Source organism: Sphaerotilus mobilis, from assembly GCF_004216565.1.
Lineage (GTDB): Bacteria > Pseudomonadota > Gammaproteobacteria > Burkholderiales > Burkholderiaceae_C > Sphaerotilus > Sphaerotilus mobilis.
The window spans coordinates 1,110,883-1,136,936 of record NZ_SGWV01000007.1 but is presented as its reverse complement, the minus strand read 5'-3'; the positions used below and the strand labels follow the sequence as shown (position 1 = coordinate 1,136,936).

Annotated in this window: 22 protein-coding genes and 1 tRNA gene; 7 read left to right on the top strand and 16 right to left on the bottom strand. The window is 68.0% G+C overall.

The annotated features are described in order from the left end of the window. Positions 1-11: 11 nt before the first annotated feature. From EV685_RS05285 to EV685_RS05270, 4 genes are all read right to left on the bottom strand, one after another. The gene (locus tag EV685_RS05285) at positions 12-1,031 is read right to left on the bottom strand and encodes an AAA family ATPase (protein ID WP_130480876.1); all 1,020 of its coding nucleotides are present in this window, start codon (positions 1,029-1,031) and stop codon (positions 12-14) included. A 148-nt stretch (positions 1,032-1,179) separates the two neighbouring features. Continuing rightward, positions 1,180-1,614 (bottom strand): hypothetical protein, encoded by a 435-nt coding sequence (locus tag EV685_RS05280; RefSeq protein ID WP_130480875.1) that lies wholly within the window; start codon positions 1,612-1,614, stop codon positions 1,180-1,182. Between the two features lie 143 nt (positions 1,615-1,757). Then, positions 1,758-2,141 (bottom strand): hypothetical protein, encoded by a 384-nt coding sequence (locus EV685_RS05275; RefSeq protein WP_130480874.1) that lies wholly within the window; start codon positions 2,139-2,141, stop codon positions 1,758-1,760. 65 nt (positions 2,142-2,206) lie between these two features. After that, positions 2,207-3,118 carry a LysR family transcriptional regulator gene (locus EV685_RS05270; protein WP_130480873.1) on the bottom strand — a complete coding sequence of 304 codons (912 nt, stop codon included), beginning with the start codon at positions 3,116-3,118 and terminating at the stop codon, positions 2,207-2,209. A 116-nt stretch (positions 3,119-3,234) separates the two neighbouring features. On the opposite strand from EV685_RS05270, the gene EV685_RS20755 reads away from it, so the two are divergent. Beyond that, a complete protein-coding gene (locus EV685_RS20755) occupies positions 3,235-4,236 on the top strand; it encodes an NAD-dependent epimerase/dehydratase family protein (RefSeq protein WP_130480872.1) in 1,002 nt (333 codons plus the stop codon). Between the two features lie 220 nt (positions 4,237-4,456). On the opposite strand, the gene EV685_RS05260 is transcribed toward EV685_RS20755, so the two are convergent. The 7 genes from EV685_RS05260 to EV685_RS05235 all read right to left on the bottom strand — a co-directional run bounded on the left by EV685_RS05260 (position 4,457) and on the right by EV685_RS05235 (position 13,309). Then, on the bottom strand, positions 4,457-7,597 hold the full coding sequence (locus tag EV685_RS05260; RefSeq protein WP_130480871.1) for a type I restriction endonuclease subunit R: 3,141 nt from the start codon (positions 7,595-7,597) through the stop codon (positions 4,457-4,459). A 27-nt stretch (positions 7,598-7,624) separates the two neighbouring features. Next, positions 7,625-9,142 carry a Fic family protein gene (locus tag EV685_RS05255; protein WP_242615429.1) on the bottom strand — a complete coding sequence of 506 codons (1,518 nt, stop codon included), beginning with the start codon at positions 9,140-9,142 and terminating at the stop codon, positions 7,625-7,627. Between the two features lie 81 nt (positions 9,143-9,223). Then, positions 9,224-10,357, bottom strand: a complete 1,134-nt coding sequence (locus tag EV685_RS05250; RefSeq protein ID WP_207224759.1) for a restriction endonuclease subunit S domain-containing protein — start codon at positions 10,355-10,357, stop codon at positions 9,224-9,226. Between the two features lie 215 nt (positions 10,358-10,572). Continuing rightward, on the bottom strand, positions 10,573-10,866 hold the full coding sequence (locus tag EV685_RS05245; RefSeq protein WP_130480870.1) for an HVO_A0114 family putative DNA-binding protein: 294 nt from the start codon (positions 10,864-10,866) through the stop codon (positions 10,573-10,575). 80 nt (positions 10,867-10,946) lie between these two features. Next, positions 10,947-12,788, bottom strand: coding sequence for a type I restriction-modification system subunit M (locus EV685_RS05240; protein WP_130480869.1), 1,842 nt, complete (start codon positions 12,786-12,788; stop codon positions 10,947-10,949). Continuing rightward, positions 12,785-12,961 (bottom strand): hypothetical protein, encoded by a 177-nt coding sequence (locus EV685_RS20750; RefSeq protein ID WP_207224772.1) that lies wholly within the window; start codon positions 12,959-12,961, stop codon positions 12,785-12,787. Before EV685_RS20750 ends, EV685_RS05240 begins: the two co-directional genes overlap by 4 nt. Positions 12,962-13,233: 272 nt before the next feature. Beyond that, positions 13,234-13,309, bottom strand: a tRNA-Ala gene (locus tag EV685_RS05235). A gap of 110 nt (positions 13,310-13,419) precedes the next feature. On the opposite strand from EV685_RS05235, the gene EV685_RS05230 reads away from it, so the two are divergent. Next, positions 13,420-14,277, top strand: coding sequence for an alpha/beta hydrolase (locus tag EV685_RS05230; RefSeq protein ID WP_242615428.1), 858 nt, complete (start codon positions 13,420-13,422; stop codon positions 14,275-14,277). Here EV685_RS05230 and EV685_RS05225 read toward each other — a convergent pair whose 3' ends face one another. The 4 genes from EV685_RS05225 to EV685_RS05210 all read right to left on the bottom strand — a co-directional run bounded on the left by EV685_RS05225 (position 14,278) and on the right by EV685_RS05210 (position 19,599). Next, the gene (locus tag EV685_RS05225) at positions 14,278-14,949 is read right to left on the bottom strand and encodes an RnfABCDGE type electron transport complex subunit B (protein ID WP_130481001.1); all 672 of its coding nucleotides are present in this window, start codon (positions 14,947-14,949) and stop codon (positions 14,278-14,280) included. It abuts the gene before it with no gap. 5 nt (positions 14,950-14,954) lie between these two features. Then, positions 14,955-16,196, bottom strand: a complete 1,242-nt coding sequence (locus EV685_RS05220) for a polyhydroxyalkanoate depolymerase (protein WP_130480867.1) — start codon at positions 16,194-16,196, stop codon at positions 14,955-14,957. Between the two features lie 220 nt (positions 16,197-16,416). Next, positions 16,417-17,286: an HDOD domain-containing protein gene (locus tag EV685_RS05215; RefSeq protein WP_130480866.1), complete on the bottom strand. Its 870-nt coding sequence runs from the start codon at positions 17,284-17,286 to the stop codon at positions 16,417-16,419. A gap of 147 nt (positions 17,287-17,433) precedes the next feature. Then, positions 17,434-19,599, bottom strand: a complete 2,166-nt coding sequence (locus tag EV685_RS05210; RefSeq protein ID WP_130480865.1) for a sodium-translocating pyrophosphatase — start codon at positions 19,597-19,599, stop codon at positions 17,434-17,436. A 318-nt stretch (positions 19,600-19,917) separates the two neighbouring features. Between EV685_RS05210 and ppa the strand changes: the two genes are divergently transcribed. The 4 genes from ppa (at position 19,918) to EV685_RS05190 (ending at position 23,065) form a co-directional block, all read left to right on the top strand. Continuing rightward, positions 19,918-20,457 (top strand): inorganic diphosphatase, encoded by a 540-nt coding sequence (gene ppa / locus EV685_RS05205; protein WP_130480864.1) that lies wholly within the window; start codon positions 19,918-19,920, stop codon positions 20,455-20,457. Positions 20,458-20,569: 112 nt separating this feature from the next. After that, a complete protein-coding gene (locus EV685_RS05200) occupies positions 20,570-22,390 on the top strand; it encodes an ABC transporter ATP-binding protein/permease (protein WP_130480863.1) in 1,821 nt (606 codons plus the stop codon). Between the two features lie 100 nt (positions 22,391-22,490). Then, positions 22,491-22,781 carry a CopG family ribbon-helix-helix protein gene (locus EV685_RS05195; protein ID WP_130480862.1) on the top strand — a complete coding sequence of 97 codons (291 nt, stop codon included), beginning with the start codon at positions 22,491-22,493 and terminating at the stop codon, positions 22,779-22,781. Continuing rightward, the gene (locus EV685_RS05190) at positions 22,769-23,065 is read left to right on the top strand and encodes a type II toxin-antitoxin system RelE/ParE family toxin (protein WP_130480861.1); all 297 of its coding nucleotides are present in this window, start codon (positions 22,769-22,771) and stop codon (positions 23,063-23,065) included. Before EV685_RS05195 ends, EV685_RS05190 begins: the two co-directional genes overlap by 13 nt. Here the strand turns inward: EV685_RS05190 and EV685_RS05185 are convergent. Then, complete coding sequence (locus tag EV685_RS05185) at positions 23,059-24,336, bottom strand: GNAT family N-acetyltransferase (protein ID WP_130480860.1); 1,278 nt, start codon at positions 24,334-24,336, stop codon at positions 23,059-23,061. The genes EV685_RS05190 and EV685_RS05185 overlap by 7 nt on opposite strands. On the opposite strand from EV685_RS05185, the gene EV685_RS05180 reads away from it, so the two are divergent. Beyond that, positions 24,335-26,047, top strand: a complete 1,713-nt coding sequence (locus EV685_RS05180) for an NAD+ synthase (RefSeq protein WP_130480859.1) — start codon at positions 24,335-24,337, stop codon at positions 26,045-26,047. The two genes, EV685_RS05185 and EV685_RS05180, sit on opposite strands and share 2 nt — an antisense overlap. Positions 26,048-26,054 lie beyond the last annotated feature (7 nt).

Below are 26,054 nucleotides of genomic sequence, written 5' to 3'. Positions count from 1 at the left end.
CGCGTCCGTCCTCAAGGTGCGGCCACCTGATCCATGATGGCCCGCACCAGGGCCGGCGCCAGTTCGGCGCGGCGCAGCTCATGGACCGGCGTGAAGAAGATCCGGTGCCCCAGCACCGTCGGCAGCACCGCCTGCACGTCATCGGGCCGCAGGTGGCTGCGGCCGTCCAGCCAGGCGACCACGCGGGCGGCGCGCAGCAGGGCGCTCATGCCGCGCGGGCTGGCGCCGGCCAGCACCAGGCGGTCCATGTCGATGCCACTCAGGCGCACGCCAAAACGCTGCGGGTCCTCGCTGGCCTCCCACAGGTCCAGCACGTAGCGCTCCAGGGTCTGGCTGCTGCGCACGCCGTGCTGGATCCGCGCGCCGATCTCGTTGAGCCGCTCCCAGGGCAGCAGGCCGGGCGTGACCCGCTCGATCAGCCGGTCGGCGTCGTGGAAGGCGGTGTCGAAGACCAGCGCGCGGCGCACCTCGCGGTCGACCGGCTTGCTCATGCCCAGCTCGAACATGAAGCGATCACGGGCGGCCGAGGCCAGCTCGAAGGTCTCTTCCTTCTCGATCCGGTTGCGGTCGGCGAACACCGTCATGTGCGGGAAGCGGTGTTCGCGCCCGAAGGCCGACACGGTGCGTTCGGCCATCGCCCGCAGCAGCAGCGACTGCACCTGCGGCCGGGCCCGGTTGATCTCGTTGAAGAAGAAGGTCGTCAGCCGCTCGCCGTGGCGCAGCAGCGGGCCGGGGTCGATGCGTGGCTTGCCGTCGGCATCGACATGGGTGTGATAGATCAAGTCGCCGGGCATCAGGTCGACGGTGCCCTCGACCCGCTCGAAGTCGCCGCCGATGCCGCGCGCAAAGGCACGCAGCACGGTGGTCTTGCCCACGCCCACGTCGCCTTCGAGCAGCACATGGCCGCGCGCAAAGATCGCCACATTGATCAGCCGCAGCGTCGGCGCCTGGCCGATCACCACCTGGGCAACCTCGTGTTCCAGGCGCAGCGCCAGCGCGCGCCAGTCGGCCAGTTCGTGGTCCGTGTTCATGGCATCCCTCGGGACCGAAGGGTCCGCGTCGATGCCAGCATGCGCAGGAAGCGGGGTGCGCGCAGCCCCGGGTCTACACCGAGGCGGGGCGCGGGCGCTCAGGCGGGGTCAGGGCGAGTCAGCGCCGGTCGGGGCCGGTCGGGGCAGATCAGGCCTGAGCGGTGCGGCCCGGATCGGTCGGCACCCACGCCCACCAATCATGGTCTTCGGCCACCGGCGTGCCGGCGGCGATGGCGGCCGCCAGTGCGGCGGCGAGTTCCTCGTCGGTGACGGCGAAAGGCCGTGGCACCTTCACGCCCGGGAAGCGGGCGACATAGGCCGCGCGCACCGCCGCCAGGGCCGGCGCCGGCGGCGTTGCCGGTGCCTCGCGCGGCAGGTCGACCCAGCCGTGCGCCTGCAGCGATTCGGCCACCTGCTCGTAGCTCAGACCGGCGTGTGATTCACCGGGACGCACGGTCACGACGACGTCGCCGCTGCGGTCGCTCGGGTGGTTGGATCGGATCCAGATCTGCACCGGCTCACCGGGCAGCGTCGGGCCACCGGCGTAGGCGCGCGTGGGCGGGGCGCGGGGGTCGAGGGTCATCGCGCCATGATGCCGGGCCGGCACGTCGGCGGGATGCCATCCCCCGCATCCGGGTGTGCACGAAGTCTTGATCGGCGCGAGGACATGGGGGTCGGACGCGCGGATCGGACGCGCGGATCGGACGCTCGGATGTGGCGCCCCGATCAGTCGTCCCGCCCCATCGCCGCCGGCCGGTACTTCTCCAGCCAGGCGGGCGTGACATCGAAGCGCTCGGCAGCAAACAGGGCCGCGAAACAGGTGCCCCGGTGCCCTTGCCGCCACAGCGTCACATAGACCCAGCGGCCCCCTCGCCGCAGCAGCAGCACCTCGGCCGGCACATGGCCGCCCCGCTGGTAGAGCGGGTAACGCGCCTCGGCCGCCTGCTGGAAACGCTGCCGGTCCCCGGGGTCGAGCATGGCCTGCTCGGTCGTGACCGGCAGCGTCAGGCCGGGCGAGCCGGAGACGCAGCTGGGGACCGTGAAGCTGGCAGGCTGGGCATTGGCCAGCGGGGTCAGAGCGGCCAGGAGCAGAACGGCAAGGCGGGGCATGGCGGCATCGTAGGAGGGGGGAGGGCGGCTGGGGACGAGGCTATCCCGGAGCCTCCGTCAACCCGTCAACCCGTCAACGCGGGCGGCAGCCGCTGCGCCAGGAAGTCGTAGACCCGCCGCACGACCGGGTTGCCGCGGATCTCTCGGTGCACCGCCAGCCAGCAAGGGAGCGGCGGGATCTTCAGCATCGGCAGCAGCGGCTGGACGCCGCCCAGGTTCGGCAGGGTGTAGGCGGCGATGAAGCCGATGCCGGCGCCGGCCGCCACCAGTTGGCTGTAGACGATCTGGTTGTCGGTGCGCAGCGCGAACCGGCTGCGAGGCAGTGGCAGGCCCAGTCTGGCGAAACCCTGCTCGATGGTCGTGTCGCTGTCATAGCCGATCAGGGTGTGCTCGGCCAGGTCCTCAGGCCGGCGCGGCGTGCCGGCGCGCTGCAGGTAGCTCGCGTGGGCAGCGGCGCAGATGCCGACCTCGCCGAGCTTGCGTGCGATCAGCGAACCCTGGGTCGGGCGCAACATGCGCACCGCGATGTCGGCCTCGCGGCGCAGCAGATTGGTCAGCGTGTTGCTGGCGACCAGTTCGACCTGGATGCCCGGCTCGGCCTGTCGCAGCGCCGCCAGCACCGGCGGCAGCAGCCAGGTGGCCGCCACGTCGCTGGTGGTGATGCGCACCGTGCCGGACGTGGCCTCGCGGCTGCGCTGCAGCGTGCGGCCGAGCGTGTCGGCGCCGTCCTGCATCTGTCGCGCGGCATCGGCGATCGCCAGCCCGGCGGCGGTCGGTACGACGCCGCGGCCCGTGCGCTCGAACAACGGCACGCCCAGTTGCGCCTCCAGCTGGGCCAGGTGGCGCGACAAGGTCGGCTGCTGCGCCTGCAGGCGTCGGGCCGCACCCATCAGGCTGCCGGCGTCCAACACGGCCACGAAGCTCTTCACGAGCGCCCAGTCGAAGTCGCCGGAAGGGGTAGAGGTCGTCGAAGTCATGCAGGAATGTATGGCTGACTTGCCGACCTCGGCAATTGCCGGATGGGTCAGCGGGGTCGAGACTGACGTCATCCCCGGTCTCTCGCCGGGACACCCGAACCGCACAGGAGCCGCCCATGACCGCACCCACCGTCCTCATCCTCGGCGCCGCCGGCCGCCTGGGCAGCGCCGCCGTCATCGCCTTTGCCGCCGCTGGCTGGCGGGTGCTGGCCCAGCAGCGCAAGGCCACGTCCTTGCCAGAAGGCGTCGATCAGGTGTCCACGCCGCTGCACGACACGGCGGCGCTGGCCGCGCAGGCTGTTGGCGCGCAGGTGGTGGTCTACGCCGTCAACCCGCCCTACGACCGCTGGGACCAGGAGCTGCTGCCACTCGCCCGACAGGGCATGGACGTGGCCGAGGCGCTCGGCGCGACGCTGCTGCTGCCGGGCAACGTCTACAACTTCGGCCCTGACATGCCGGCACGCCTGGATGTCGACACCCCGCAGCCCGGCGGCACCCCCAAGGGCCGCCAACGCTGCGCGATGGAGGCCGAGCTGCGCGAACGCACCAGCCGTGGCCGCATGAAGGCCACCGTGATCCGGGCCGGCGACTTTTACGGCCATGGCGTGGGCAGCTGGCTGGACCAGGCCATGGCCAAGGACATCGCCCGCGGCAAGCTGGTCTACCCCGGCCCGCTGGACCTGCCGCATGCCTGGGCCTACCTGCCCGACCTGGCGCGTGCCTTCGTGGCCGTCGCCGAACGCTGCCGGCACGGCGCGGCGCCGGTCTTCGAGACCTTGATGTTCGAAGGCCACACGCTGACCGGCCATGAACTGCTCGCCCACCTGCAACAAGCCGCCGCCGACCTGGGCCATCGGCCCGCCAGCGGCTGGCGCATCGCCGGCCTGCCGTGGGGCGTCATCCGCCTGATCGGCCTGTTCCGCCCGGTCATGCGCGAACTCGCACGCATGAGCTACCTCTGGCGCGTGCCCCATGCCATCGACGGACGTTCGCTGGTGGACGCGGTCGGGCCGCTGGCGGGGACGGCGGTGGGGCCGGCGGTGAGGGCGGCGGTGGTGGGGTTGGGGCTGGTCGGGCCGGCGGAGGGCGCGCGTATCGAGAACCCCCAAGTGTCCTGACGACCAGGGAAAAGCGTTTGAGCTTGACTGAACGCTCGTTTCCAAGGCCGCCGACGGAGCGTCGGTGAGCCGGCGGGTCTGGCGTCCTTGCTGCTTGATCGGTGGGAGGAGGACGGCATCGTCGACCTGGCCTCGTGTTGATCGATGCGCTCGATGTGGTGCAGGTCACTTGCTGCACCAGTTGGCGCCATTCGGACAGTGTGGTCAGAGACCTCCGCATTCACGCCCTGGGCTCAGCGCCTGAGTGCTTCGCGCGCAGGCCTTCGTAGAGCTGCGCGGGCCCCAGCAAGATGTCGCGCAGGCCGTCCTGCACGCGTTCGGATCCCAGCGCCTGCGTGCTCATCTTCTGGTGGGCATCGAAGGCGTCCATGATGGCGTCGAGCAGGGCCTGCTTCAGGTCAGGCGAGTTGGCGAACTGCTCCTTGCTGTTGCTGGCGGCCTGCTGCACCAACAACTCGTTTTCCAGCAGCTTGCCTTTCAGCGCGCCGTTCACGTAGACGAGCTGGTCCGTGTCGGACAGCTCGCCTTCGAACAAGCCGTTCACCTTCTCAATGATCTCGACCAGGTAGTCCTTCTGCTTCTCCTGCACGCCACCCGTGCCCGCCCCGTCCATGGGTGTGAGTGGGTAGGTGCCGTTCGGCGTCAAGCCCAAGGGCTGGTTGCCTCGGTTCTTCAGGTTGTGGTGGGTCAGCACCACTTTGCTCAGGTCGACCGTGTCGCGCTCACGGCCGAAATCGAGCAGGGGGATCAGCCGCTTGAAGAACAGGAAACGCTTCTCGATGGCCGTGTTGCCGTAGTCGAAGATCTGGCTCAGGAAGGCGTACAGGCGCACGTAGGCGCCCATGTCGCCCTTGAAGAGCAACAGCGCGTCCAGCACGTCCTTGGCGGCCTTCGCAGCCGGGTCGTCACCGATGCCCTCGGCGTGCAGCTTCTCGGCCTGTGCGGCCTTGTAGCGCTTGAGCAGGCGGTCGGCCACGGGGGCTATTGCCGCGTCGAGCTGTTTCTGCGTGCCGTTCGGATCGAGGTCGACCTTGGCAACCCGGTCCACCTCGAACTCGTCGTAGTGGCCGGCCGCATCCAGCTTGGCCCGCAGGTCGTAGACCAGGTGCGGATCGGTCGTGGCTTCCAGTTCGGCGGTCTGGTAGTAGGTCTGGAAGGCCGCCAGCACCTGGGCCGGGTCGTTGACGAAGTCGAGGATGTAGGTCGTGTCCTTGCCGGGGTGCGCGCGGTTCAGGCGCGACAGGGTCTGCACCGCCTGGATGCCACCCAGCATCTTGTCGACGTACATGCCACACAGCAGCGGCTGGTCGAAGCCGGTCTGGAACTTGTTGGCCACCAGCAGCAGGTGGTTCTCGGACTGCGCGAATGCCTCGCGGATGTCGCGGCCCTTGAGCTTGGGGTTCACGTCCGCGCTGGCTTCGCTGACCGGTGCCGGGTAGCTCTCCGCGTCATCCACTTCGCCGGAGAAGGCGGTCAACACGCCCAGTTCATAGCCACGCTGCGCGATGTAGGCCCGCACCGCCTTCTGCCAGCGCACCGCCTCCTTGCGGCTGGCCACCACCACCATGGCCTTGGCGCGACCCTCCAGCAGGGGCTGCACGTTCTCGCGGTAGTGCTCGACGACGACCTGCACCTTCTGCGCGATGTTGTAGGGGTGCAGTCGAACCCACTGCATGATCCCCTTCATCGCGGCGCTGCGCTCGACCTGGGCGTCATCGACCTCCTGCCCGTTGTGCGCGAGCTTGAAGGCCAGCTTGTAGCTGGTGTAGTTCTTCAGCACGTCGAGGATGAAGCCCTCCTCGATGGCCTGCCGCATCGAGTAGACGTGGAAGGGTTGAGGCAGCCCATCCGTGCCCGGCCGTCCGAACAGCTCCAGCGTCTTGGCCTTGGGCGTGGCCGTGAAGGCGATGTAGGTCAGCCCTTGCTCGCTGGACTTCGCGGCCATCTGCGCAGCCAGCAGGGCCTCGGTGTCCAACTCGCCGCCGTCCTGCAGATCCTTGGAGACAGCGGCCCATTCTTCGGCCGACAGCAGTTGCTTGAGCTTGGCCGCCGCTTCACCGGTCTGCGAGCTGTGCGCCTCGTCGGCGATGACGACGAAGCGCTTGCCCTCGGTGGCGGCCAGTTCCTGCACCGCCTGCAAGGCGAAGGGAAAGGTCTGGATGGTGCAGACGATGATCTTCTTGCCATCCTTCAGCGCCTGCGAAAGCTGGGCACTCTTGCTGCCCGCTTCGTTGGTGATGCTGGCCACCACGCCGGTGGTGCGCGCGAAGTCGAACAGCGCCTCTTGAAGCTGCGCATCCAGCACGTTGCGGTCGCTCACGACCAGCACACTGTCGAACACCTTCTGGTGCTGCGCATCGTGCAGGTCGGCCAGGAAGTGGGCGGTCCAGGCGATCGAGTTGGTCTTGCCGGAGCCGGCCGAGTGTTGGATCAGGTAGCGCTGGCCACCTTCTCCCCGATTCGCGTTGGCTAGCACGTCGGCCACCAGCCGACGCGTCGCGTCGAGCTGGTGGTAGCGCGGGAAGATCACCGCCTGCAGCTGCTTCTTGTCGTCGCGCTTGCCGACCAGGTATCGGTGCAGGATCTCCAGCCAGCTGTCGCGCGCCCACACCTCTTCCCACAGGTAGGCGGTGGCGTAGCCCTCCGGATTGGGCGCATTGCCTGCCGCGCCTTCGTTGCCCCGGTTGAAGGGCAGGAATCGCGTGGCCGATCCCGACAGCCGCGTGGCCATCATCACCTCGCTCTGGCTGACGGCGAAGTGCACCAGCGCGCCGCCGGGGAAAGCCAGCACGGGTTCCGGCATGCCGCCCTTGGCGGTCTTCGGGTGGGGCAAGCGGTCGTAGCGGTACTGGTCGACCGCATCGTGCACGCTCTGCGTGAAGTTGCTCTTGAGTTCCACCGTTGCCACCGGCAGACCGTTGAGGCACAGCACCAGGTCGAGCGCATCCTTGGGCTGATGGGGCGAGTGGTGCACCTGCCGCAGCACGCGCAGCCGGTTGGCGGCATAGCGCGCCTGCGTGGCCGGGTTCAGGCCCAGCGCGGGCTTGAACTGCGCCAGCGCCAGCGGCTCCTTCAGGCCCAACAGTTCCAGGCCACGGCGCAGCACCTCCAGCGTGCCGCGCTCGTTGAGCACCTTGCGCAGACGATCGGCCAGCACGGTGGGCGCCGCAGTGCCGTGGCTCTTCTGCAGCTTGTGCCAAGCCTCCGCTTGCGTGGCCTCGATCCAGGCCAGCAGGTCGGGCATGTAGAGGCCACGTGCGGTGTCGAAGCCGCTGGCGGCGCCGTCCTCGTAGAGCCAGCCGTGCGCGGCGAGGTGGGCGCAGATGTCGGTCTCGAAGTGGATTTCCTGGTGCAGGCTCATGGCGGCCTTTCTCCCTGTCTTGGTGGGTCACTCGCCCGGGTCGACGTCCGAGTCCAAGGCCTGTCCTTGCATGGCGCGGCGGACGGCCTGCTCGATGGCATCGAGCACATGCGCCTGGACCCGGTCTGCATAGCGCTTGCGGCGGTTGTTGGACAGCGTGCCGCCGTTCTGGTGGATCGTCACGATGAGGGTGGCCAGATCACTGCCGCGCAAGTCGTGGCGGGCGTCGATGTGGCGCTTGACCTGATCGAACAAGGCCAGAAACTCCACCTCCTGGCGCATGTGGGTGTCCAGCGATGCCTCGGCCATGTCGAGCGTGAAGGCCACCGCATCGGTCAGGTCCATGGTCCGGAACCAGATGTCGGCACCGTCGGCCCAGTCGTAGGCATAGTGCTCGTCGCCAGCCCAGGTCACTTGGCACAACTGGCGTGCCGGCTTGCTGAAGGCCGTCAGCGCGCTCAGGTAGGCGGCCTCGTGTTTCTTCATCGCCACCGAGACGGGCAGCAGGAATTGAGGCGGCAACAGGCCCGTCTGCCCCAGGCAGTGGTGGATCAGGAAGCGCGACAGTCGTCCGTTGCCGTCCATGAACGGGTGGATGAACACGAAGGCGAACGACACCACGGCGGCGTGCACCAGGGCGTCCAGCGTGGCGGGGCGCTCATTGGCCAGGCGCATCAGGCCATGCATCAGCGCCACTGCCAGTTCAGGGGCCGGGGGGACGTAGGTCACGCCGGCGGCACCCGGAACGTCCTTCTGCAGCCGGTTCTGTTCGGTGCGGAACTGCACCGCCTTGTCGTATGGGTTGGAGATGGCGGCGTTCTGCAACTCCACCAGCATCTCTTCCGTGACCGGTCGCTGCTCATGGGCGCGTCGCAGCACGGCGGCGAACAGGGCGGTCTTGTCTTGGCTGGGGGTTTCACCCTCGATGGCGAAGGAGCCTTCGGTCTCGCTCAGGTAGGCCCAGGCCAGGGCGCGCTCCAGCATGGCGGCGCCCACCGAATCGGCAAACGCCTTGGCTTGCGCCAGGATGTCCTTGTCCACCAGGGCCTGGATGGCGGGCGTCTTGCGCACCACGGGGCAGAAGTCCAGCTCGCCCAGGCCGTTGCACTCGATGCGCCAGCGCGCATCACGCCGCGCCTGACCCACGAAGTAGGTCGCCGGGTCGAACAAGGGCGCATAGGCAGACGCCACGCGGAAGTCATCCAGCCCGGGCAGCTGCTGTCGGTGCCAACGCTCCCACAGGTGGCCCAGCTTGCGGCCGTACACGCCGTTCGGGGCGGCCAGCACCAGCGCCGTCAGGTCCTGGGGCGGCGTGTTGCGCAGGGCGCTGAGGAGCAGGCCCAGGTGCACGCCCTCGTGCTTGAGGGCGAACAGCGCGTGTTGAAGGACGGTGGGCTCAGGCGCCAGCTTGTCGGGCACCGCCAGTCCACCGTCCGCGCTGCGTTCGATGCGCGTGACCCCTGAGCTCAGGCGCGCGCGCCGCGCACCCAGGAAGTTCGGCGTCCCCAGCCGATCCTGGATCCAGGCGTAGCCCACGTCGCTCATGCCAGTTCCACCCCGAGCGCTTGAAAAACCGCCAGTGTCACGATTTTTTTGCCAGAACGACGGTGCTCACACACTTTTTTCTCAGGCCGCCTGCCAGCCACGCACGTCGATCTGCCCGGTGACGGCGGCGGCGATGAGGGCGGCGCGGCGTTCTTTTAGAAGCGAAATAGTCCGCTGTGCCTCGCCGTAGAGTCGGTCGAGCTTTTTCGTCTCGATGTCAAGGAATTCACTGATCAGTCGTTGCTCTACAACCGGCGGTTTGGTCAGTACATAGTTTCTAATGGTGCCGACATTGACGTGCGGGGAGGTGGCGCCGACGGTGTCCAGTTCGCCTTGTCGATAAGTACTCCGTGCGGTCAATTGCCACATTAAAAACCGAGCGTGCATCGTCGATGCTGAACGAAACTGCATCATCCGCTGACCTAGACAGAACATTTCGCTTTCGGGTACTTGTGCAGCGAAACCCCATCGCTCGCCTTCACGACCGTAGACGATGTCACCTGCCTCGAGAGCCATGCGACGGATGCGCCGTTGATACTCGCCTTGCGCAACTGAATACATTGCATCCAAGTGCAGTTGTCCTTCACTTACATCGGCCGTTCGAATAACTCGATATAAGCCATCGTCGTCATAAGTAGGTGTCTCGTGTGGGCAATCAACTACGAATTCGGTGGCATGTTTCAGCCGCGTGACGTCCCAATGCCCCGGCACCTCTCCCAACCAAGCCACTCCTGAATCCCTCATCGGCACCCCAGGATTGAGCCCGCGCGTCACAGCATGGGAGATGGTGGCCTGCCGCTTCTCGGCCAGCAGGGCGATGAGCTTTTCCTGCTCGGCAATCAGCGCGTCGAGCTTGGCGGTTTCTTGGTCGAGGAAGGTCGCGATGGCGGTTTGTTCGTTAAGCGGCGGGAATGGTGCTCGCTCATTGAAGTAGCGGTCTTGGTCAAGGTTCTGGATGCCGGACGTCTGATTGATGGCACCAACGTTAACGCCGACGGAGTACGCGGCGCTGTGGACATAGTTCCAGAAGCCCGCGCTCATGCCTGACGCCAAAGCCACCCGTGCGACAAAATTCGAGCAAACCGCAGGGGTGTCCAATTGGTACATCACGACTTGGCCAACAGGCTGAAGTTCACCGCCGCCTGACTTTTCAAGCAGGAGATCACCCTTGCGCAACAGCCTGCCAGCTCGCTCCTTTTCGGTGATGGATCGCACCGTCGGAATTGGTGCTTTCACCTTGACACCTATTCGATCGAAATCCGCCACTCGAACGCAAGCAATATCGTCGGTGTCCCCCTTTGGTTCCTCGCCCCAGATGCCGTTGCGCGCCGACTCGATGGACGCCTTGAGACGGTCTACCCGCCAATGCGCTGGAACCTCTCCCAGCCACTCCACGCCGCTGGGCTTGTAGTTTGGATACCTCGGCAAACTCACGCTGCTACCCCCTGCGGCGACAGCAGTTGCATGTCGATGTGCACTTCGGTGTAGGGGCGGACCACGCCGCCGGGGGCCGTGCGTTCCACCAGGCCGAGTTCGAGCAGGGACTGAACATCCTCGTGCATGCGCTTGACGTCACGGCCCGCGCGGCGCCCCAGTTCACACACCCCCAGATCGTCTTGGCCTTGAGGCGCGCCCACCGGCGCCCAACGCTTGTCGCTCAGGCGCGAGAAGAAGGCGGCCGGGGTCTCGAAGTTGAGTTGTTCACCTTGGCGGCGTGTTTGCATCACTAAAAACGGTCTACAAGTAAATCGTGTTTGACTTGTTGGGCACTTTTTAGTCGTGGCGCGTGCGAGATATCGCGTCCTCATTCCGCCAGCTCCCCCAGCATCCGGACGATGTTGGCCGACACCGCCTTCAGCTCCTCGTCGATCGCCTGCAGGCTGCGCGGCGGCTCGAAAACGTAGAAGTGGCGGTTGAAGGGGATCTCGTAGCCGACCTTGCTCTTCTCGTCGTCGATCCAGGCGTCGGGTGCGTGGGGCAGCACCTCGCGGGCGAAGTAGGCAGCGATGTCCTCGCCGAGTGGCACGTTCTCGGTGTCGCGCAGGGCGCTGTCGGGCTGGGGCTTGCCCTTCTGCTTGCCTTTCTGGCCGACGACGATGTTGCCGGCTTCATCACGCAGCGGGCGTTCGACGGTGAGCGTCGTGTAGCCGAAGTCCTCGTTGCGGAAGATGCGGGCGATGGGCACGCGCTTGAGGCGCCCGCCTTCCGGTGCGGCGGGCAGCGTTTCGGTGGCGGGGACGAGCTGCGGTTCGCCGACCGGCTGGCCCCGGGCGTCCAGCACCGTGACCTGCTCGGCTTCGGTGAAGTCGCCGAACAGGTTTGTGACGGTGGAGATGTGCGCGTCGCTCATCTCGCGGCGCTTGCTGCCCAGGCTCTTGCGCATCTTCTGCCAGAAGCTGCTGGCGTCGATGAGCTGCACGTAGCCCTTGCGGTCCTCGGGCTTGCGGTTGGAGACGATCCACACGTAGGTGGCGATGCCGGTGTTGTAGAACATGTCGGTGGGCAGGCCGACGATGGCTTCCAGCAGGTCGTTCTCCAGCACGCAGCGGCGGATCTCGCTCTCGCCGCTGCCGGCGCCACCGGTGAACAGTGGCGAGCCGTTCAGCACGATGCCGAAGCGGCTGCCGCCCTCTGCAGCCGGGCGCATCTTGCTGATGAGGTGCAGCAGGAAGAGCATCGAACCGTCGCTGACACGCGGCAGGCCGGGGCCGAATCGGCCGTCGTAGCCCTTCTGCTCATGCTCCTGGCGCACCTGCTTCTCGACCTTCTTCCACTCCACGCCGAAGGGCGGGTTGGCCAGCATGTAGTCGAAGCGACGGGTGACGTGGCCGTCGTCGCTCAGGGTGTTGCCCGCGACGATGTTGCCGACGTCCTGGCCCTTGATGAGCATGTCGGCCTTGCAGATGGCATAGCTCTCGTCGTTGAGCTCCTGGCCGTACATGGTCAGCCGCGCCTGCGGGTTATGCGCCAGCAGGTGCTCGGCCGCCACGCTCAACATGCCGCCGGTCCCGGCGGTGGGGTCGTAGATCGTCCGCACCACGGCGTTGCCGGGCGTGAGCACGTCGTCGTCCTCGATGAACAGCAGGTTCACCATCAGGCGGATGACCTCGCGCGGGGTGAAGTGCTCCCCGGCGGTCTCGTTGCTGATTTCTGCAAACTTGCGGATCAGTTCCTCGAAGACGCTGCCCATCGTCGCGTTGTCGACCACCTGCGGGTGCAGGTCGATGTTGGCGAACTTCTCGGTGACGAGGTAGAGCAGGTCGGCCTTGGCCAGGCGCTCGACCTGGGCGTGGAAGTCGAAGCGATCGAAGATGTCGCGCGCCGACGGCGAGAAGGCCTGCAGGTAGGCGTAGAGGTTCTGCCGGATGTGGTCCTGATCGCCCAGCAGCGTGGGCAGGTCCAGCGGGCTGCTGTTGAAGAAGCCCACACCGGTCTTGCGCAGCAGGAAGGGCTCGGGATTCAGGCCGGCCTGGGTCTTGGACTTGAACTCGGCCAGCACGGCCGGCTTGGTGGCCTCCAGCACGCAGTCCAGTCGACGCAGGATCGTGAAGGGAAGGATGACGCGGCCGTACTCGGACTGCCTGTAGTCGCCGCGCAGCAGGTCGGCGACGGACCAGATGAAGGAAGAGAGGGCCTGGTTGTTCATGAGGTCGTGGGGGTTCCTGTCGCGTCCGCTGGCGTCGCCAGGGCCACGGTCGCATCCAACGCCAGCGCGATGTCGGAGGTGTTCTTGCCTGCTGCGTGGGCGACTTGCAGGCAAGGCGATAAGACCTGCGTCACCAGCACGGCGACTTTGGTTTCGAACGCTGCGGCTGGCATGGCCGTCTTCTCCCTGGCTTCCACCGTCCGCGCCCCGCTCATTCGCAAGGGGTCATCTGGCCGGCGTTTCGTTTTTCTTCAGCGCGGGGATGGTATCGAACAGGGTTCGGCTGCGAGATCGGCCAGGGCCACAAGCCGCGCGGATGTCGTGCCCTGCGACAAGAGTGGAAAGCCTTGTGACGAGGTCAGGGCAGGGCTCAGAAATCGAAGATGGTCGACCCGCCAAAAGCAAAGGGCCCTGCATCGCTGCAGGGCCCTTGCCGTTGGATCGGTGGTGGAGAGGAGGAGGATCGAACTCCCGACCTCCGCATTGCGAACGCGGCGCTCTCCCAGCTGAGCTACCCCCCCACACGAACGACAAAAAGTATAGCAGGGCGCTATCGGGGGCTGGTGTGGCGTTGGTGTAGAAACCGGGCACTTGTGGGCAACGATAGGGCGAGGCGATGGCGGGTGAACGGGTGAATGAGGGGGTTGATCAGGCGGCGCTGGATGCGCTCTACGACAACCGGGCGCGGGTGCCGGAGCATGGGCAGATCTTCGAGCGCTGGGCGGCGGCTTCGGCGCGGGCTCGGGAGGGGCTGCCGGGCGTTGCGCTCGACCTGGCCTACGGGCCGACGGCGGGGCAACGGCTGGATGTCTTTCCGGCTGACGACGATGGCGCGCCGGTGCTGTTTTTCATCCACGGCGGTTGGTGGCGGTCGCTGGACAAGTCGCAGCACAGCTTTGTGGCGCCGGCCTTTGTGCAGGGCGGGGCGACGGTGGTGGTGCCGAACTACGACCTGTGCCCCACGGTGTCGATCGGCGAGATCGCCGCGCAGATGGCCCGGGCGCTGGCCTGGACCTGGCGGGAGGTGGCCCGCTACGGTGGCGATCGGCGGCGCATTCTGGTGGTCGGTCATTCGGCCGGCGCGCACCTGGCGACCCTGATGCTGGCCTGCGACTGGGCCCGGGTCGATCCGGATCTGCCGGCCGATCTGGTGCGGCGCTCGGTCGGGTTGTCGGGCGTGTACGACCTCGCGCCGGTCTCGCGCGTGGGCTTTTTGCGCGACGACCTGAAGCTGGGCGACGAGGACGTCGCGCGCTGGAGCCCCGTGTGCCGGCCTGCGCCCAAGGGCCGGCACGCGGCCTTCGTGGGTGGCGACGAGAGCAGCGCCTTCCTCGATCAGAACCGCGCGCTGGCGCAGGCCTGGGGGACGCGGGCGGTGCCGGTCTGCGAGACGCTGCCCGGTGTCAACCACTTCACCATCGTCGACGAGCTGGCCGAGCCCGGCACGCGGGCGCAGTCGCTGGTGTTCGAGTGGCTCGACGAGGTCTGATCAGGTCGGATCGGGCTTGCGCTGGGCCCGCGCACGCGCCAGCGCGGCCTGGATGACGGCGCGCTTGCGGGCGAGTTCCTCGCCATGGGCGTCGCGGGTCAAGGTCTCGACGTGGGCGAGCTTGTGTTCGGCCTTGGCCTGCAGCGCCTGGGCATGGCGTGCCTTCAGGCGTTCGCGGCGGGCCTGGCGTTCGAGGTAGAGGCGCCGGGCGGTGGCGGCGGCCTCGTCGCTCCAGGCCGACCAGCCGCTGCGGCCGGGCGTCACGACGTCGAGCTGGATGCAGTCGACCGGGCAGGCGGGGATGCACAGCTCGCAGCCGGTGCAGTCGGCCTCGACCACGGTGTGCATGCGCTTGTGGCTGCCGACGATGCAGTCGACCGGGCAGGCCTTGATGCACAGGGTGCAGCCGATGCACCAACGCTCGTCGATCCAGGCAACGGTGCGCGGCCCTTCGTGGCCACACGCCGGATCGAGCGGGACCGCCGCCTGACCGGTGATCTCGGCCAGCCGCTGCACACCTTGCGCACCGCCGGGCGGGCAGCGGTTGATGGCCGCACGGCCGGCCACGATGGCCTCGGCGTAGCCGTGGCAGTCCGGCTCGCCGCAGCGGGTGCACTGGGTCTGCGGCAGGGCCGCGTCGACCTGTGCGATCGTGAAGACGGGCCGGCTCAGGACGGTCAGCGCTGGTGTTGCAGGATGAAGGAACGGATTTCCGGATAGGCCTTCTCGCGCCAGCGGCGGCCCGAGAAGATGCCGTAGTGGCCCGCGCCTTCGACGCTGTAGTGGCGCTTGCTGGCCGCCGGGATGCCGGCGCAGAGGCCTTGGGCGGCCTCGGTCTGGCCGGCGCCGGAGATGTCGTCCAGTTCGCCCTCGACCGTCAGCAGCGCCGTCTGGGTGATGTCCTGCGGGCGCACCAGCTGGCCGCGCACCTGCCAGGTGCCGTAGACCAGCGCAAAGTCCTGGAACACCGTCCGGATGGTGTCGAGGTAGTACTCGGCCGGCATGTCCAGCACGGCGTTGTACTCGTCGTAGAACTTGCGGTGCGCGTCGGCGCTGTCGTCGTCGCCGCGGATCAGGTCGAGGAAGTAGTCCCAGTGCGAGTTGACGTGGCGATCGGGGTTCATCGCCACGAAGCCGGTGTGCTGCATGAAGCCGGGGTAGACCCGACGCCCGGAGGCCGGGAAGTTCTGCGGCACGCGGTAAATGACGTTGCTCTCGAACCACTCGAGCGTGCGGTTCATCGCCAGGTTGTTGACGGCCGTCGGGCTCTTGCGGGCATCGATCGGGCCACCCATCATCGTCATGGTGCGCGGGGTGGCTTCGCCATTGCTGGCCATCAGCGAGATCGCGGCCAGCACCGGCACGGTCGGCTGGCACACCGAGATGACGTTGACCTCGGGGCCGATCTGGCGGATGAAGTCCTGCACGTAGGCGACGTAGTCGTCGAGGTGGAAGGCGCCGTCGGACAGCGGCACCATGCGCGCGTCGACCCAGTCGGTGATGTAGACCTTGTGGTCCTGCAGCAGCGTGCGCACGGTGTCGCGCAGCAGCGTGCTGTGGTGGCCCGACAGCGGCGCGACGACCAGCACGGCCGGCTGGGCGCGCATGCGCTCCAGCACCTTGCTGTCGTCGGTGTAGCGCTTGAAGCGCAGCAGGCGGCAGAAGGGGCGCGCTTCGACGGTCTGCTCCTGGACCGCGACGTCGACGCCGCCGACCTTGACCGAGGTGATCTCGAAGGCCGGCTTCTCGTATTCCTTGGTCAGGCGATGCAGCAGGTCGAAGCCGGCTGCCATGCGCTGCGAACCTGGTGCGTTGGCGAACGGCGACATCGGATGGCTGTACAGCTTGGACGAGGCGCTCGCGAATTCGGCGAACGGGCTCAGCAGGGCACGCTGGGTTTCATAGAGCTGATAAAGCATCGCGCATCCTTTTGGGGCAATGGGTGGCCGATCGGGTGTCGGCAAACAGCACAAGGGTTGCATGCTGCACCGCAACATTCTATCCGGGACACCCCGGATTCGAAGCTTGTCGCGGCGCTTGACCGTGATCAAGCCAGCAAAGATGCGAGCTTGCGCGAGCGCGCTGAAAGGGTGCTGACACCCGTGGGCTCGGGTCGCCCGGACCCGTCTTCCCCCCTGATCAGGCGGGCTGCAGGTGCTCGAAGACCGGCTGCAGGGCGTCCTGCCAGTGGGTCAGCTCATGTTCATGGATCTGCAGGTGACGCAGGCAGTCGCCGCCGCGCTGGATCCATTCCGGTGCATCCGGGTGGCCTTCATGGCTGTGCACCAGGTGCTCGGCCAGCACGGTGGCGGCCAGCAGCACACGCACCGGTTCGGCGATCGAGCGGTCTTCCAGGGCCTCGACCTCGTGGTGCAGGCGGATGGCGGTCTTGAGGTCCTCCGGCAGTCCCCAGGTGCGGGCGACCAGGGCGCCGACGATGGTGTGGTCGGTCTTGTGGGCGATCTGCTCGGTCAGGGTGTGCGTGCGGTCCATGCGGGCACGCGCCTCGACCAGCGTGCCGGCGTAGCCGGGCAGGCCCTGCAGCATCACCGGGATGCCGACGTCACAGAACAGGCCCAGCGTGTGGGCCAGGTCGGGCGAGGTGCCGTAGAGCTGGCGGGCGACATAGCCCATGGCCAGCGCGCGGCGCGAGGAGCCGAGCCAGAAGGTTTCCAGCAACGGATGGTTGAGCGGCAACGCGCGGGCGGCCAGGAACTGGGTCAGCAGCACGGCGGTCTGGCGCAGGCCCAGCAGCGACATGGCCTGCGGCACGTTGTCGACGCCGCGACCACGGCTGTAGACGGGGCTGTTGGCCGCACGAACCAGCGAGGCGGCCATGGCGACGTCCGCCGAGGCGATCGCGGCGACCGCGTCCCAGTCGGGATCGGCCTCGGCCATCACCGCCTGCAGCCGCGTCAGCAGCTCGGGGCAGGGCGGGATGGTGAGCGTGCGCACGGGGCCGGACTGGCGCGCGTGGTCAAGTTCTCGATCGATGGGGGAGGTGGACATGGGCGGGACCGGGCCGGACGCGTAGCGGACTGAGCGTCGACTCTAGGGCGCCGGGCCGGGCCTGAAAGGACAAACAGCGCGGACGGAGCCGCGCTGTTTGTGCTGGACACGGCGGACGCTGCCGCCTGTCCGGGAGGTGGGCCGACCTTACTGGCTGGCCGCCGGTGCAGCGACCGGGGCCGAGGCTTCGGCCGCCTGCACCTGCGCCGCAGGTTCGGCATGCGCCGCCTTGGGCGCCTGCGCCGCGCCGGCCGGCAGCAGCGGCACGATCAGCAGGGCGACGATGTTGATGATCTTGATCAGCGGGTTGACGGCCGGGCCGGCGGTGTCCTTGTAGGGATCGCCGACGGTGTCGCCGGTGACGGCCGACTTGTGGGCCTCGCTGCCCTTGCGGTGGATCACGCCGTCGCTGTCCTTGAAGCCTTCCTCGATCAGCTTCTTGGCGTTGTCCCAGGCACCGCCGCCGGTGCACATGCTGATGCCGACGAACAGGCCGGTGACGATGGTGCCCATCAGCAGGCCACCGAGCGCGGCCGGGCCGAGCAGCAGGCCGACCAGGATCGGCGCGACCACCGGCAGCAGCGAGGGCACGATCATTTCCTTGATCGCCGCCGTGGTCAGCATGTCGACCGCTGCGCTGTAGTCCGGCTTGCGCTTGCCGGCCATGATCTGGCCGTCAGCGAACTGCTTGCGCACCTCGACCACGACCGCACCGGCCGCACGGCCGACGGCCTCCATCGCCATCGCGCCGAACAGGTAAGGGATCAGGCCGCCGATGAACAGGCCGACGATCACCTTGTGGTCCGACAGGTCGAAGGTGACCGACAGGCCGCGCGCTTCGAGCGCGTGGGTGTAGTCGGCGAACAGCACCAGCGCGGCCAGGCCAGCCGAGCCGATCGCGTAGCCCTTGGTGACGGCCTTGGTGGTGTTGCCCACGGCGTCCAGCGGGTCGGTGATGTCGCGCACGCTGGCGGGCAGCTCGGCCATCTCGGCGATGCCACCGGCGTTGTCGGTGATGGGGCCGTAGGCGTCCAGCGCGACCACGATGCCGGCCATCGACAGCATCGAGGTGGCGGCGATCGCGATGCCGTACAGGCCAGCCATCGCGTAGGCGGCGTAGATCGCCAGGCAGATGAAGGCGACCGGCCAGGCGGTCGACTTCATGCTCACGCCCAGGCCCGCGATGATGTTGGTGCCGTGGCCGGTGGTCGACGCCTGCGCGATGTGCTGCACCGGGCTGAATTGCGTGCCGGTGTAGAACTCGGTGATCCAGACCATCGCGGCGGTCAGCAGCAGGCCGACGATGCAGGCGCCAAACAGGCTCGTCGCGCTCGCGCTGGCGCCGTCGGCCAGGGCGACCGGCTGCGGGAACATCGCCGAGGTGACGAACCAGAAGGCCACCAGCGACAGCAGACCCGCGACGATCAGGCCCTTGTAGAGCGCCGGCATCACGTTCTTCATGCCAGGGCTGGCCTTGACGAAGTGGCAGCCGATGATGGAGGCGATGATGGACACGCCACCCAGCGCCAGCGGGTAGACCACGGCGGTCAGGGCCGCGCCGGTGGCCATCAAGGCACCGAGCGCCATCGCGGCGATCAGCGTGACGGCGTAGGTCTCGAACAGGTCGGCGGCCATGCCGGCGCAGTCGCCGACGTTGTCACCGACGTTGTCGGCGATCACCGCCGGGTTGCGCGGGTCGTCCTCGGGAATGCCAGCCTCGACCTTGCCGACCAGGTCGGCGCCGACGTCCGCGCCCTTGGTGAAGATGCCGCCGCCCAGACGGGCAAAGATCGAGATCAGCGACGAGCCGAAGGCCAGGCCCAGCAGCGGCTTGAGCGATTCGCTCGACACGTTGGTGCCGCCGGTGACGACGTAGAAGAAGCCGGTCACGCCCAGCAGGCCCAGGCCGACCACCAGCATGCCGGTGATGGCGCCGCCGCGGAAGGCCACGTCCAGCGCCGGCCCGATGCCGCGGGTGGCGGCCTGCGCGGTGCGCACGTTGGCGCGCACCGACACGTTCATGCCGATGAAGCCGCAAGCCCCCGACAGCACCGCGCCGAGCACGAAGCCTGTCGCCGTCATGCCACCCAGGAACAGCGCGATCGGGATGGCCAGCGCCACGCCGACGATCGCGATGGTGCGGTACTGCCGCGCCAGGTAAGCGGCGGCACCTTGCTGCACCGCTGCGGAGATTTCCTGCATGCGGGCATTGCCCGCGTCCTGGCCCAGGATCCAGCTGCGGGTGACAAAGCCGTAGATGACGGCTGCCAGGCCACAGAGCAGCGCCAGCATCAGCGCCGTGGATGACGACATGGGGTTTCCTTCCTCATCGATTGATCATCGGGAGCGTCGCCGGGCGATGAGCGCCCCGCGACGGCATCGTGCCTGCGGTGCCTCCTGCGAGGCGGACCCATGCTAGGGGAAGGGTTTCCCGGCCCCGCCCCGTGTTTTCCAGCACGTTCCACCCTGGGACAGGCCCGGCTGACCTCGGTCAAGCGGGCCGGCCAACGCAAGGCCACCGCAAGGCCCAACCGTAGAATCCGGGCGATTCCCGGTTGACGGCAACCCGGCTTTGCAAGCCAAGAGAACGCCGCGCCGACCCCGTCTCCACAACCACCTGGCCGATCCCCCATGAGCCTGCACAACGTCACCCCCGGCGCCAAGGCGCCCGATCAGTTCAACGTGATCATCGAGATCCCGATGAACGCCGACCCGATCAAGTACGAGGTCGACAAGGAGACCGGCGCGATCTTCGTCGACCGCTTCATGACGACCGCCATGCACTACCCGTGCAACTACGGCTACATCCCTCAGACGCTGGCCGATGACGGCGACCCGGTCGACGTGCTGGTCATCACCCCCTACCCGCTGACCCCGGGCGTGGTCGTCACCTGCCGCCCGATCGGCGTGCTGAAGATGGACGACGAGGCCGGTGGCGACGCCAAGCTGCTCGCCGTGCCGATCGACAAGATCCTGCCGATCTACACCCACTGGCAGAAGCCCGAGGACATCAACCAGATGCGCCTGAAGGCGATCCAGCACTTCTTCGAGCACTACAAGGACCTCGAGGTCGGCAAGTGGGTCAAGGTCCAGGGCTGGGAAGGCCCGGAGTCGGCCAAGGCCGAGGTCGTGACCGGCATGGAAAACTACGCCAAGTCCAGCCAGGCCTGATCGGCTCGTCCCGAGCCCCGAAAGAGAGAGCCCCCGGGCTCTCTTTTTTTTCGTCCGCTGATTTAGTCTCGCGGCTTCGTGCCCGCAGAAATCGAACGAATCACGAGGACCCATGGACTGGAACCAAGAATTGCTCAACAGCGCGATCTGGCTGGCGCGCACCTATGCGGTGACGCTGGTCGCCTTTGTCGTGGTGATGGGGGTGCTCGCCCGCACGACGGTCTGGGGGCGCCAGTTCTGGGCGCTCAGCGGCGCGTGGTTCTGGCCTTCCACGGCCGAACTCGGCGGGCGGCCGCGGCAGTGGCGCGACTGGAAGCCGCTGATGGGCGTGGCGCTGATCCTGTTCTTCGTGCTGCTGACGGTGCGGGTGAACGTGCTGTTCTCGTTTTGGTACAACGGTTTCTACACGGCGCTGCAGGGGCTGGACCAGCCGGCCTTCTGGACCCACATGCACCTGTTCGCGCTGCTGGCGTCGCTGCATGTGGTGCGGGCGCTGGTCAATGGCTACATCCGTTCGGCGTTCTCGATCCACTGGCGTGAGTGGATGAACGACCGCCTGCTGACACGCTGGCTCGATGGCCGCGCCTACCACTTGGGCCGCTACGCCAGCCCCGAGGTCGACAACCCCGAGCAGCGCATCCAGCAGGACGCCACCAGCCTGGTCGGCGACACGCTGGGACTGTCGATGGGGCTGGTTGGCTCGGTGGTCTCGGTGGTCGAGTTCACCGGCATCCTCTGGGGCCTGTCCGGGCCGCTGGCGCTGGCGGGCACCGAGGTGCCGCAGGCGATGGTCTTCCTGGTCTACATCTACGTCATCGTCGCAACCTTCTTCGCGGTGCGCATCGGCCGGCCCTTGATCAGCCTGAACTTCCTCAACGAGAAGCTCACCGCCACCTACCGCTACCTGCTGATGCGGCTGCGCGAGTACGGCGAGAGCGTGGCCATGTACCGCGGCGAGGCGGCCGAGCGGGTCACGCTGGAACGCGGCTTCATGGCCGTCATCGCCAACGCCTGGGCGACGCTGTGGCGCACGCTGAAGTTCGATGGCTACAACCTGTCGATCAGCCAGGTGGCGGTCATCTTCCCCTTCCTGATCCAGGCCCCGCGCCTGTTCGCCGGCACCATCAAGCTGGGCGACGTGATGCAGACCGCGCAGGCCTTCGGCCAGGTCGAGGAGGCGCTCAGCTTCTTCCGCACCTCCTACGACTCGTTTGCCAGCTACCGGGCCGTGCTCGACCGCCTGACCGGCTTCACCGGCAACACCGATGCCGCCAGGGCGCTGACGATGCCGACGCTTGCGGCACGTCCCGAGGGCCTGTCGCTCGACCACCTGACGGTGCGCCGGCCCGACGGCCGGGTGCTGACCGCCGACCTGAGCCTGCAACTCGACCCCGGTCAGGCGCTGCTGATCCGCGGCCCTTCGGGCAGCGGCAAGACCACCTTGCTGCGCAGCCTTGCCGGCCTGTGGCCGCATGCCCAGGGCAACGCCGCCCGGCCGGACGATGCCGACTGCCTGTTCCTGTCGCAAAAGCCCTACCTGCCGCTGGGCACGCTGCGCCACGCGCTGGCCTACCCGCGCGCGACGCTGGACGATGCCCAGGCACGCGCCATCCTCGACCAGGTCCAGCTGGGCCATCTGGCCGACCAGCTGGAGGTCGACCGCGACTGGTCCCAGGTCCTGTCACCGGGCGAGCAGCAACGCCTCGCCTTCGGCCGCGTGGTCGCCACACGCCCGGCGCTGGTCTTCCTCGACGAGGCCACCTCGGCCACCGACACCGGTCTGGAACACAGCCTCTACAGCCTGATCCGCCGCGAACTGCCCCAAGCGGTGCTGGTCAGCGTCGGCCACCGCGAGACGCTGGCGCCGCTGCACGACCAGGTGCTGCAGATCGAGCTGGGTGGCGGGTGGAAGCTGGGGACGAGCTTGGCTTGAGCGCTCATTCGCCCCGATCCCCTTGTTGTCTGGCGATGGCTGGTTTGACGGCGACAGTTGGGGTAAGGTAGTACCTAGTGATACTCAACGTGGCGCCGACATGACCGCTTCAGCCGTTCGCCCCATGGCGATCAAACTTGACGACGACACCAAGGGCCGCCTGAAGCGCTTGGCCGAAGCGCGACACCGCACGTCCCACTGGCTGATGCGCGAGGCGATCACCCAGTATGTGGATCGGGAGGAAAAGCGTGAGGCCTTCCGTCAGGACACCCTCAAGGCCTGGGAGGCGTACCGAGCCACAGGGCAGCACGTGAACGCCGAAGAGGCCGACGCCTGGATGGCCAGGCTCGAACAAGGCGATGACGTCGACCCTCCGCCATGTCACGTCTGATCTGGTCGCCTGCGGCGCTGCTTGACGTGCAGCGCCTCTATCGGTTTCTCGCCCTCAAGAATCCCGACGCGGCACAACGGGCAGTGAAGTCCATTCGAGGGGGCGTCAAGGTGCTGGCTCAGCAGCCTGGACTGGGCCGTCTCATCGAAGACATGCCCGACGACTTTCGGGAATGGATCATCGACTTCGGTGACAGCGGCTACCTTGTCCGCTATCACGTCGACGCGCTCGCTGATGTCGCCACGATTCTGGCCGTGCGGCACCAGAAGGAAGCAGGCTACTGAAGCACTTGCCCCGCCTTGAACGGACTGTGCTCCGCCAGCTCATCCACATAGGCATCGATGCCCGCGCCCTCGCGCGCCAGGTGGCGTGCGACGGCGTCGTGGAAGCCGGCGTCGGCCAGGGTGTGGGCTGACCAGGTGGTGACCGGCAGCAGGCCGCGCGCCATCTTGTGTTCGCCTTGGGCGCCACCCTCGAAGCGTTGCCAGCCGTGGGCGATGCACCATTCCAGCGGGGCGTGGTAGCAGGCCTCGAAGTGCAGGCAGCGCACCGGCTCGGTGGCGCCCCAGTAGCGGCCCCAGGCGACGCGGCGTTCGGGGTCCAGGGCGATCAGCGAGCGGGCGATCGGCACGCCCGCGCGTGAGCCCACGACCATCAGCCAGTGCTCGGGCATGTCGCGCGCCATGCGGGCGAAGAAGTCGCGGCTCAGGTAGGGCGTGCTGTGGTGGGCCTGGTAGGTCAGCGTGTAGCAGTGGTGGAAGTGGTCCCAGTCGGCCTCGTTGATCTCGCGGCCGACAAGGCAGTGCATCGTCACGCCGGCCTCGCGCACATAGCGGCGTTCTTGCTGGACCTTCTTGCGCTTGTCGCGCTGCAAGCTGGCCAGGAAGTCGGCCATGTCGGCATAGGGCTGTGGCTGGCGGTTCTCCCAGTGGAACTGGACCGTGCGGCGCATCAGCCAGCCGGCCGCTTCGGCGCAGCGGCGGTCGGCCTCGTCCATGAACAGGATGTGGGCCGATGACAGGCCCATCGCCCGCATCTGCTGCTGCATGACGTGCAGCAGCCGCGTGCGGCCGGCGTCGTCGCGGGCCAGCAGGCGGGTGCCGGGCACGGGCGTGAAGGGCACCGCGCCCAGCATCTTGGGGTAGTAACGACCGCCCGCGCGCTCCCAGGCGTCGGCCCAGGCCCAGTCGAACACGTACTCGCCGTAGGAATGGCGCTTGAGCCAGAGCATCGCCGCCGCCTGCAGCGCGCCAGCGCGATCGCGGGCGGCCAGTACGAAGGGCTGCCAGCCGGTGTCGGCGCAGGCGCTGGCGCTGTCGACCATCGCACTCAGGAAGGCGTGGCGCAGGAAGGGCGTGGGCTGACCGGTCTGCGCCAGCAGGGCGTCCCATTCAGCGCCGTCCAGCTCGTCCAGGCCGGTGTGGGCGTGCCAGGACCAGGTCTCGACGCCGGCCGGGACGTCGCCTGGGTTGTGTCCCGCCTCCCCGTCGGGCAGGGGCGCGCCGCTACCATGCCCAACACCCCTGCTGCCGCGATCTTCCGCACCGCTGTCCATGTCTTCACCGACCTCCGTGTCGTCCGCCGCCGGCCTGCCGGTGGCGCTGCTGCAACTCAATCCGACCGTGGGCGACCTCGCCGGCAACGTGCGCCGCATCGCCGAGGCGGCCCGCGCCGCGCATGCCGCCGGGGCCCGGGTGGCCGTGGCGCCGGAGCTGGCGCTGTGTGGCTACCCGCCCGAGGACCTGCTGCTGCGCCCGGCCTTCCTCGACGCCTGCGAGACCGCCCTGGGCGAGCTCGCCGCCGCGCTGGCCGACCTGGGCGACCTGCACGTGGTGGTCGGCCATCCGCGTGATCTGAGGCGTGAACTGGCCGGCCATCCGGGCCATGTTCGCACGCGCTCCTGGGCCCTGCAGGGCTGCCTGAACATGGCCTCGGTGCTGCACGGCGGCGAGGTCATCGCCAGCTACGCCAAGCGCGAGCTGCCCAACTACCAGGTCTTCGACGAGCGCCGCTACTTCGTCAGCGGCCGTGATGCCGGTCTGGCGCCCGTGGTGATCGAGGTCGGCGGGCGCCGGCTCGGGCTGCTGATCTGCGAGGACGCCTGGTTCGATGAGCCCGCCGACGCCGCGCAGGCCGCCGGTGCCGATGCGCTGCTGGTGCTCAATGCCTCGCCCTTCCACCTGGGCAAGCCGGCCGAGCGCGAAGGCCGCATGGCCGATCTGGCGCGCCGCACCGGCCTGCCGCTGCTCTATGCGCATCTGGTTGGTGCGCAGGACGAGGTGGCTTTCGACGGCGCGTCCTTCGCGGTTGACGCACAAGGCGTGCTGGCCGCCCGCGCGCCGATGTTCGAGGACGCCAACCTGCTGGTGAACCTGCTGCCCGGCGGCGCGGTCAGCGGCCCGGTCGTCGAGCTGCCCGAACTGGAGGCGCAGGCCTGGGGCGCGCTGGTGACCGGCGTGCGCGACTACATCGGCAAGAACGGTTTCCCCGGCGCGCTGATCGGCCTGTCCGGCGGCATCGACTCGGCGTTGGTGCTGGCCATCGCGGTCGACGCGATCGGCGCCGAGCGCATCCGCACGGTCATGATGCCCAGCCCGTACACGGCGGAGATCTCCTGGGTCGATGCGCGCGACATGGCCGATCGCCTGCAGGTGCGCCATGACGAGATCAGCATCGTGCCGATGTTCGACGCCTTCCGCGCCACGCTCGATCCGCTGTTCGAGGGCCGGCCCGAGGACGCGACCGAGGAGAACATCCAGGCCCGCATCCGCGGCACGCTGCTGATGGCGCTGTCCAACAAGTTCGGCGCCATCGTGCTGACCACCGGCAACAAGAGCGAAATGGCGACCGGCTACTGCACGCTCTATGGCGACATGGCCGGCGGCTACGCGGTCATCAAGGACGTCGCCAAGACGCTGGTCTACCGCCTCGCCGAGTGGCGCAACCGGCAGGGCGACGCGCCGGTGATCCCCGAACGCATCATCACCCGGCCGCCTTCGGCCGAGCTGCGGCCCGACCAGACCGACCAGGACAGCCTGCCGCCCTACGAGGTGCTGGACGCCATCCTGGCGATGTACATGGAAGAGGACCGCTCGCTCGAACAGATCGTCGCCGCCGGCTATGCCGCCGCCGACGTCGAGCGGGTGACGCGGCTGATCAAGTTCAACGAATACAAGCGCCGCCAGGCGCCGATCGGGCTGCGCATCACCCACCGCGGCTTTGGCCGCGACTGGCGCTACCCGATCACCTCGAAGTTCCGCGCCTGAGGCCGCC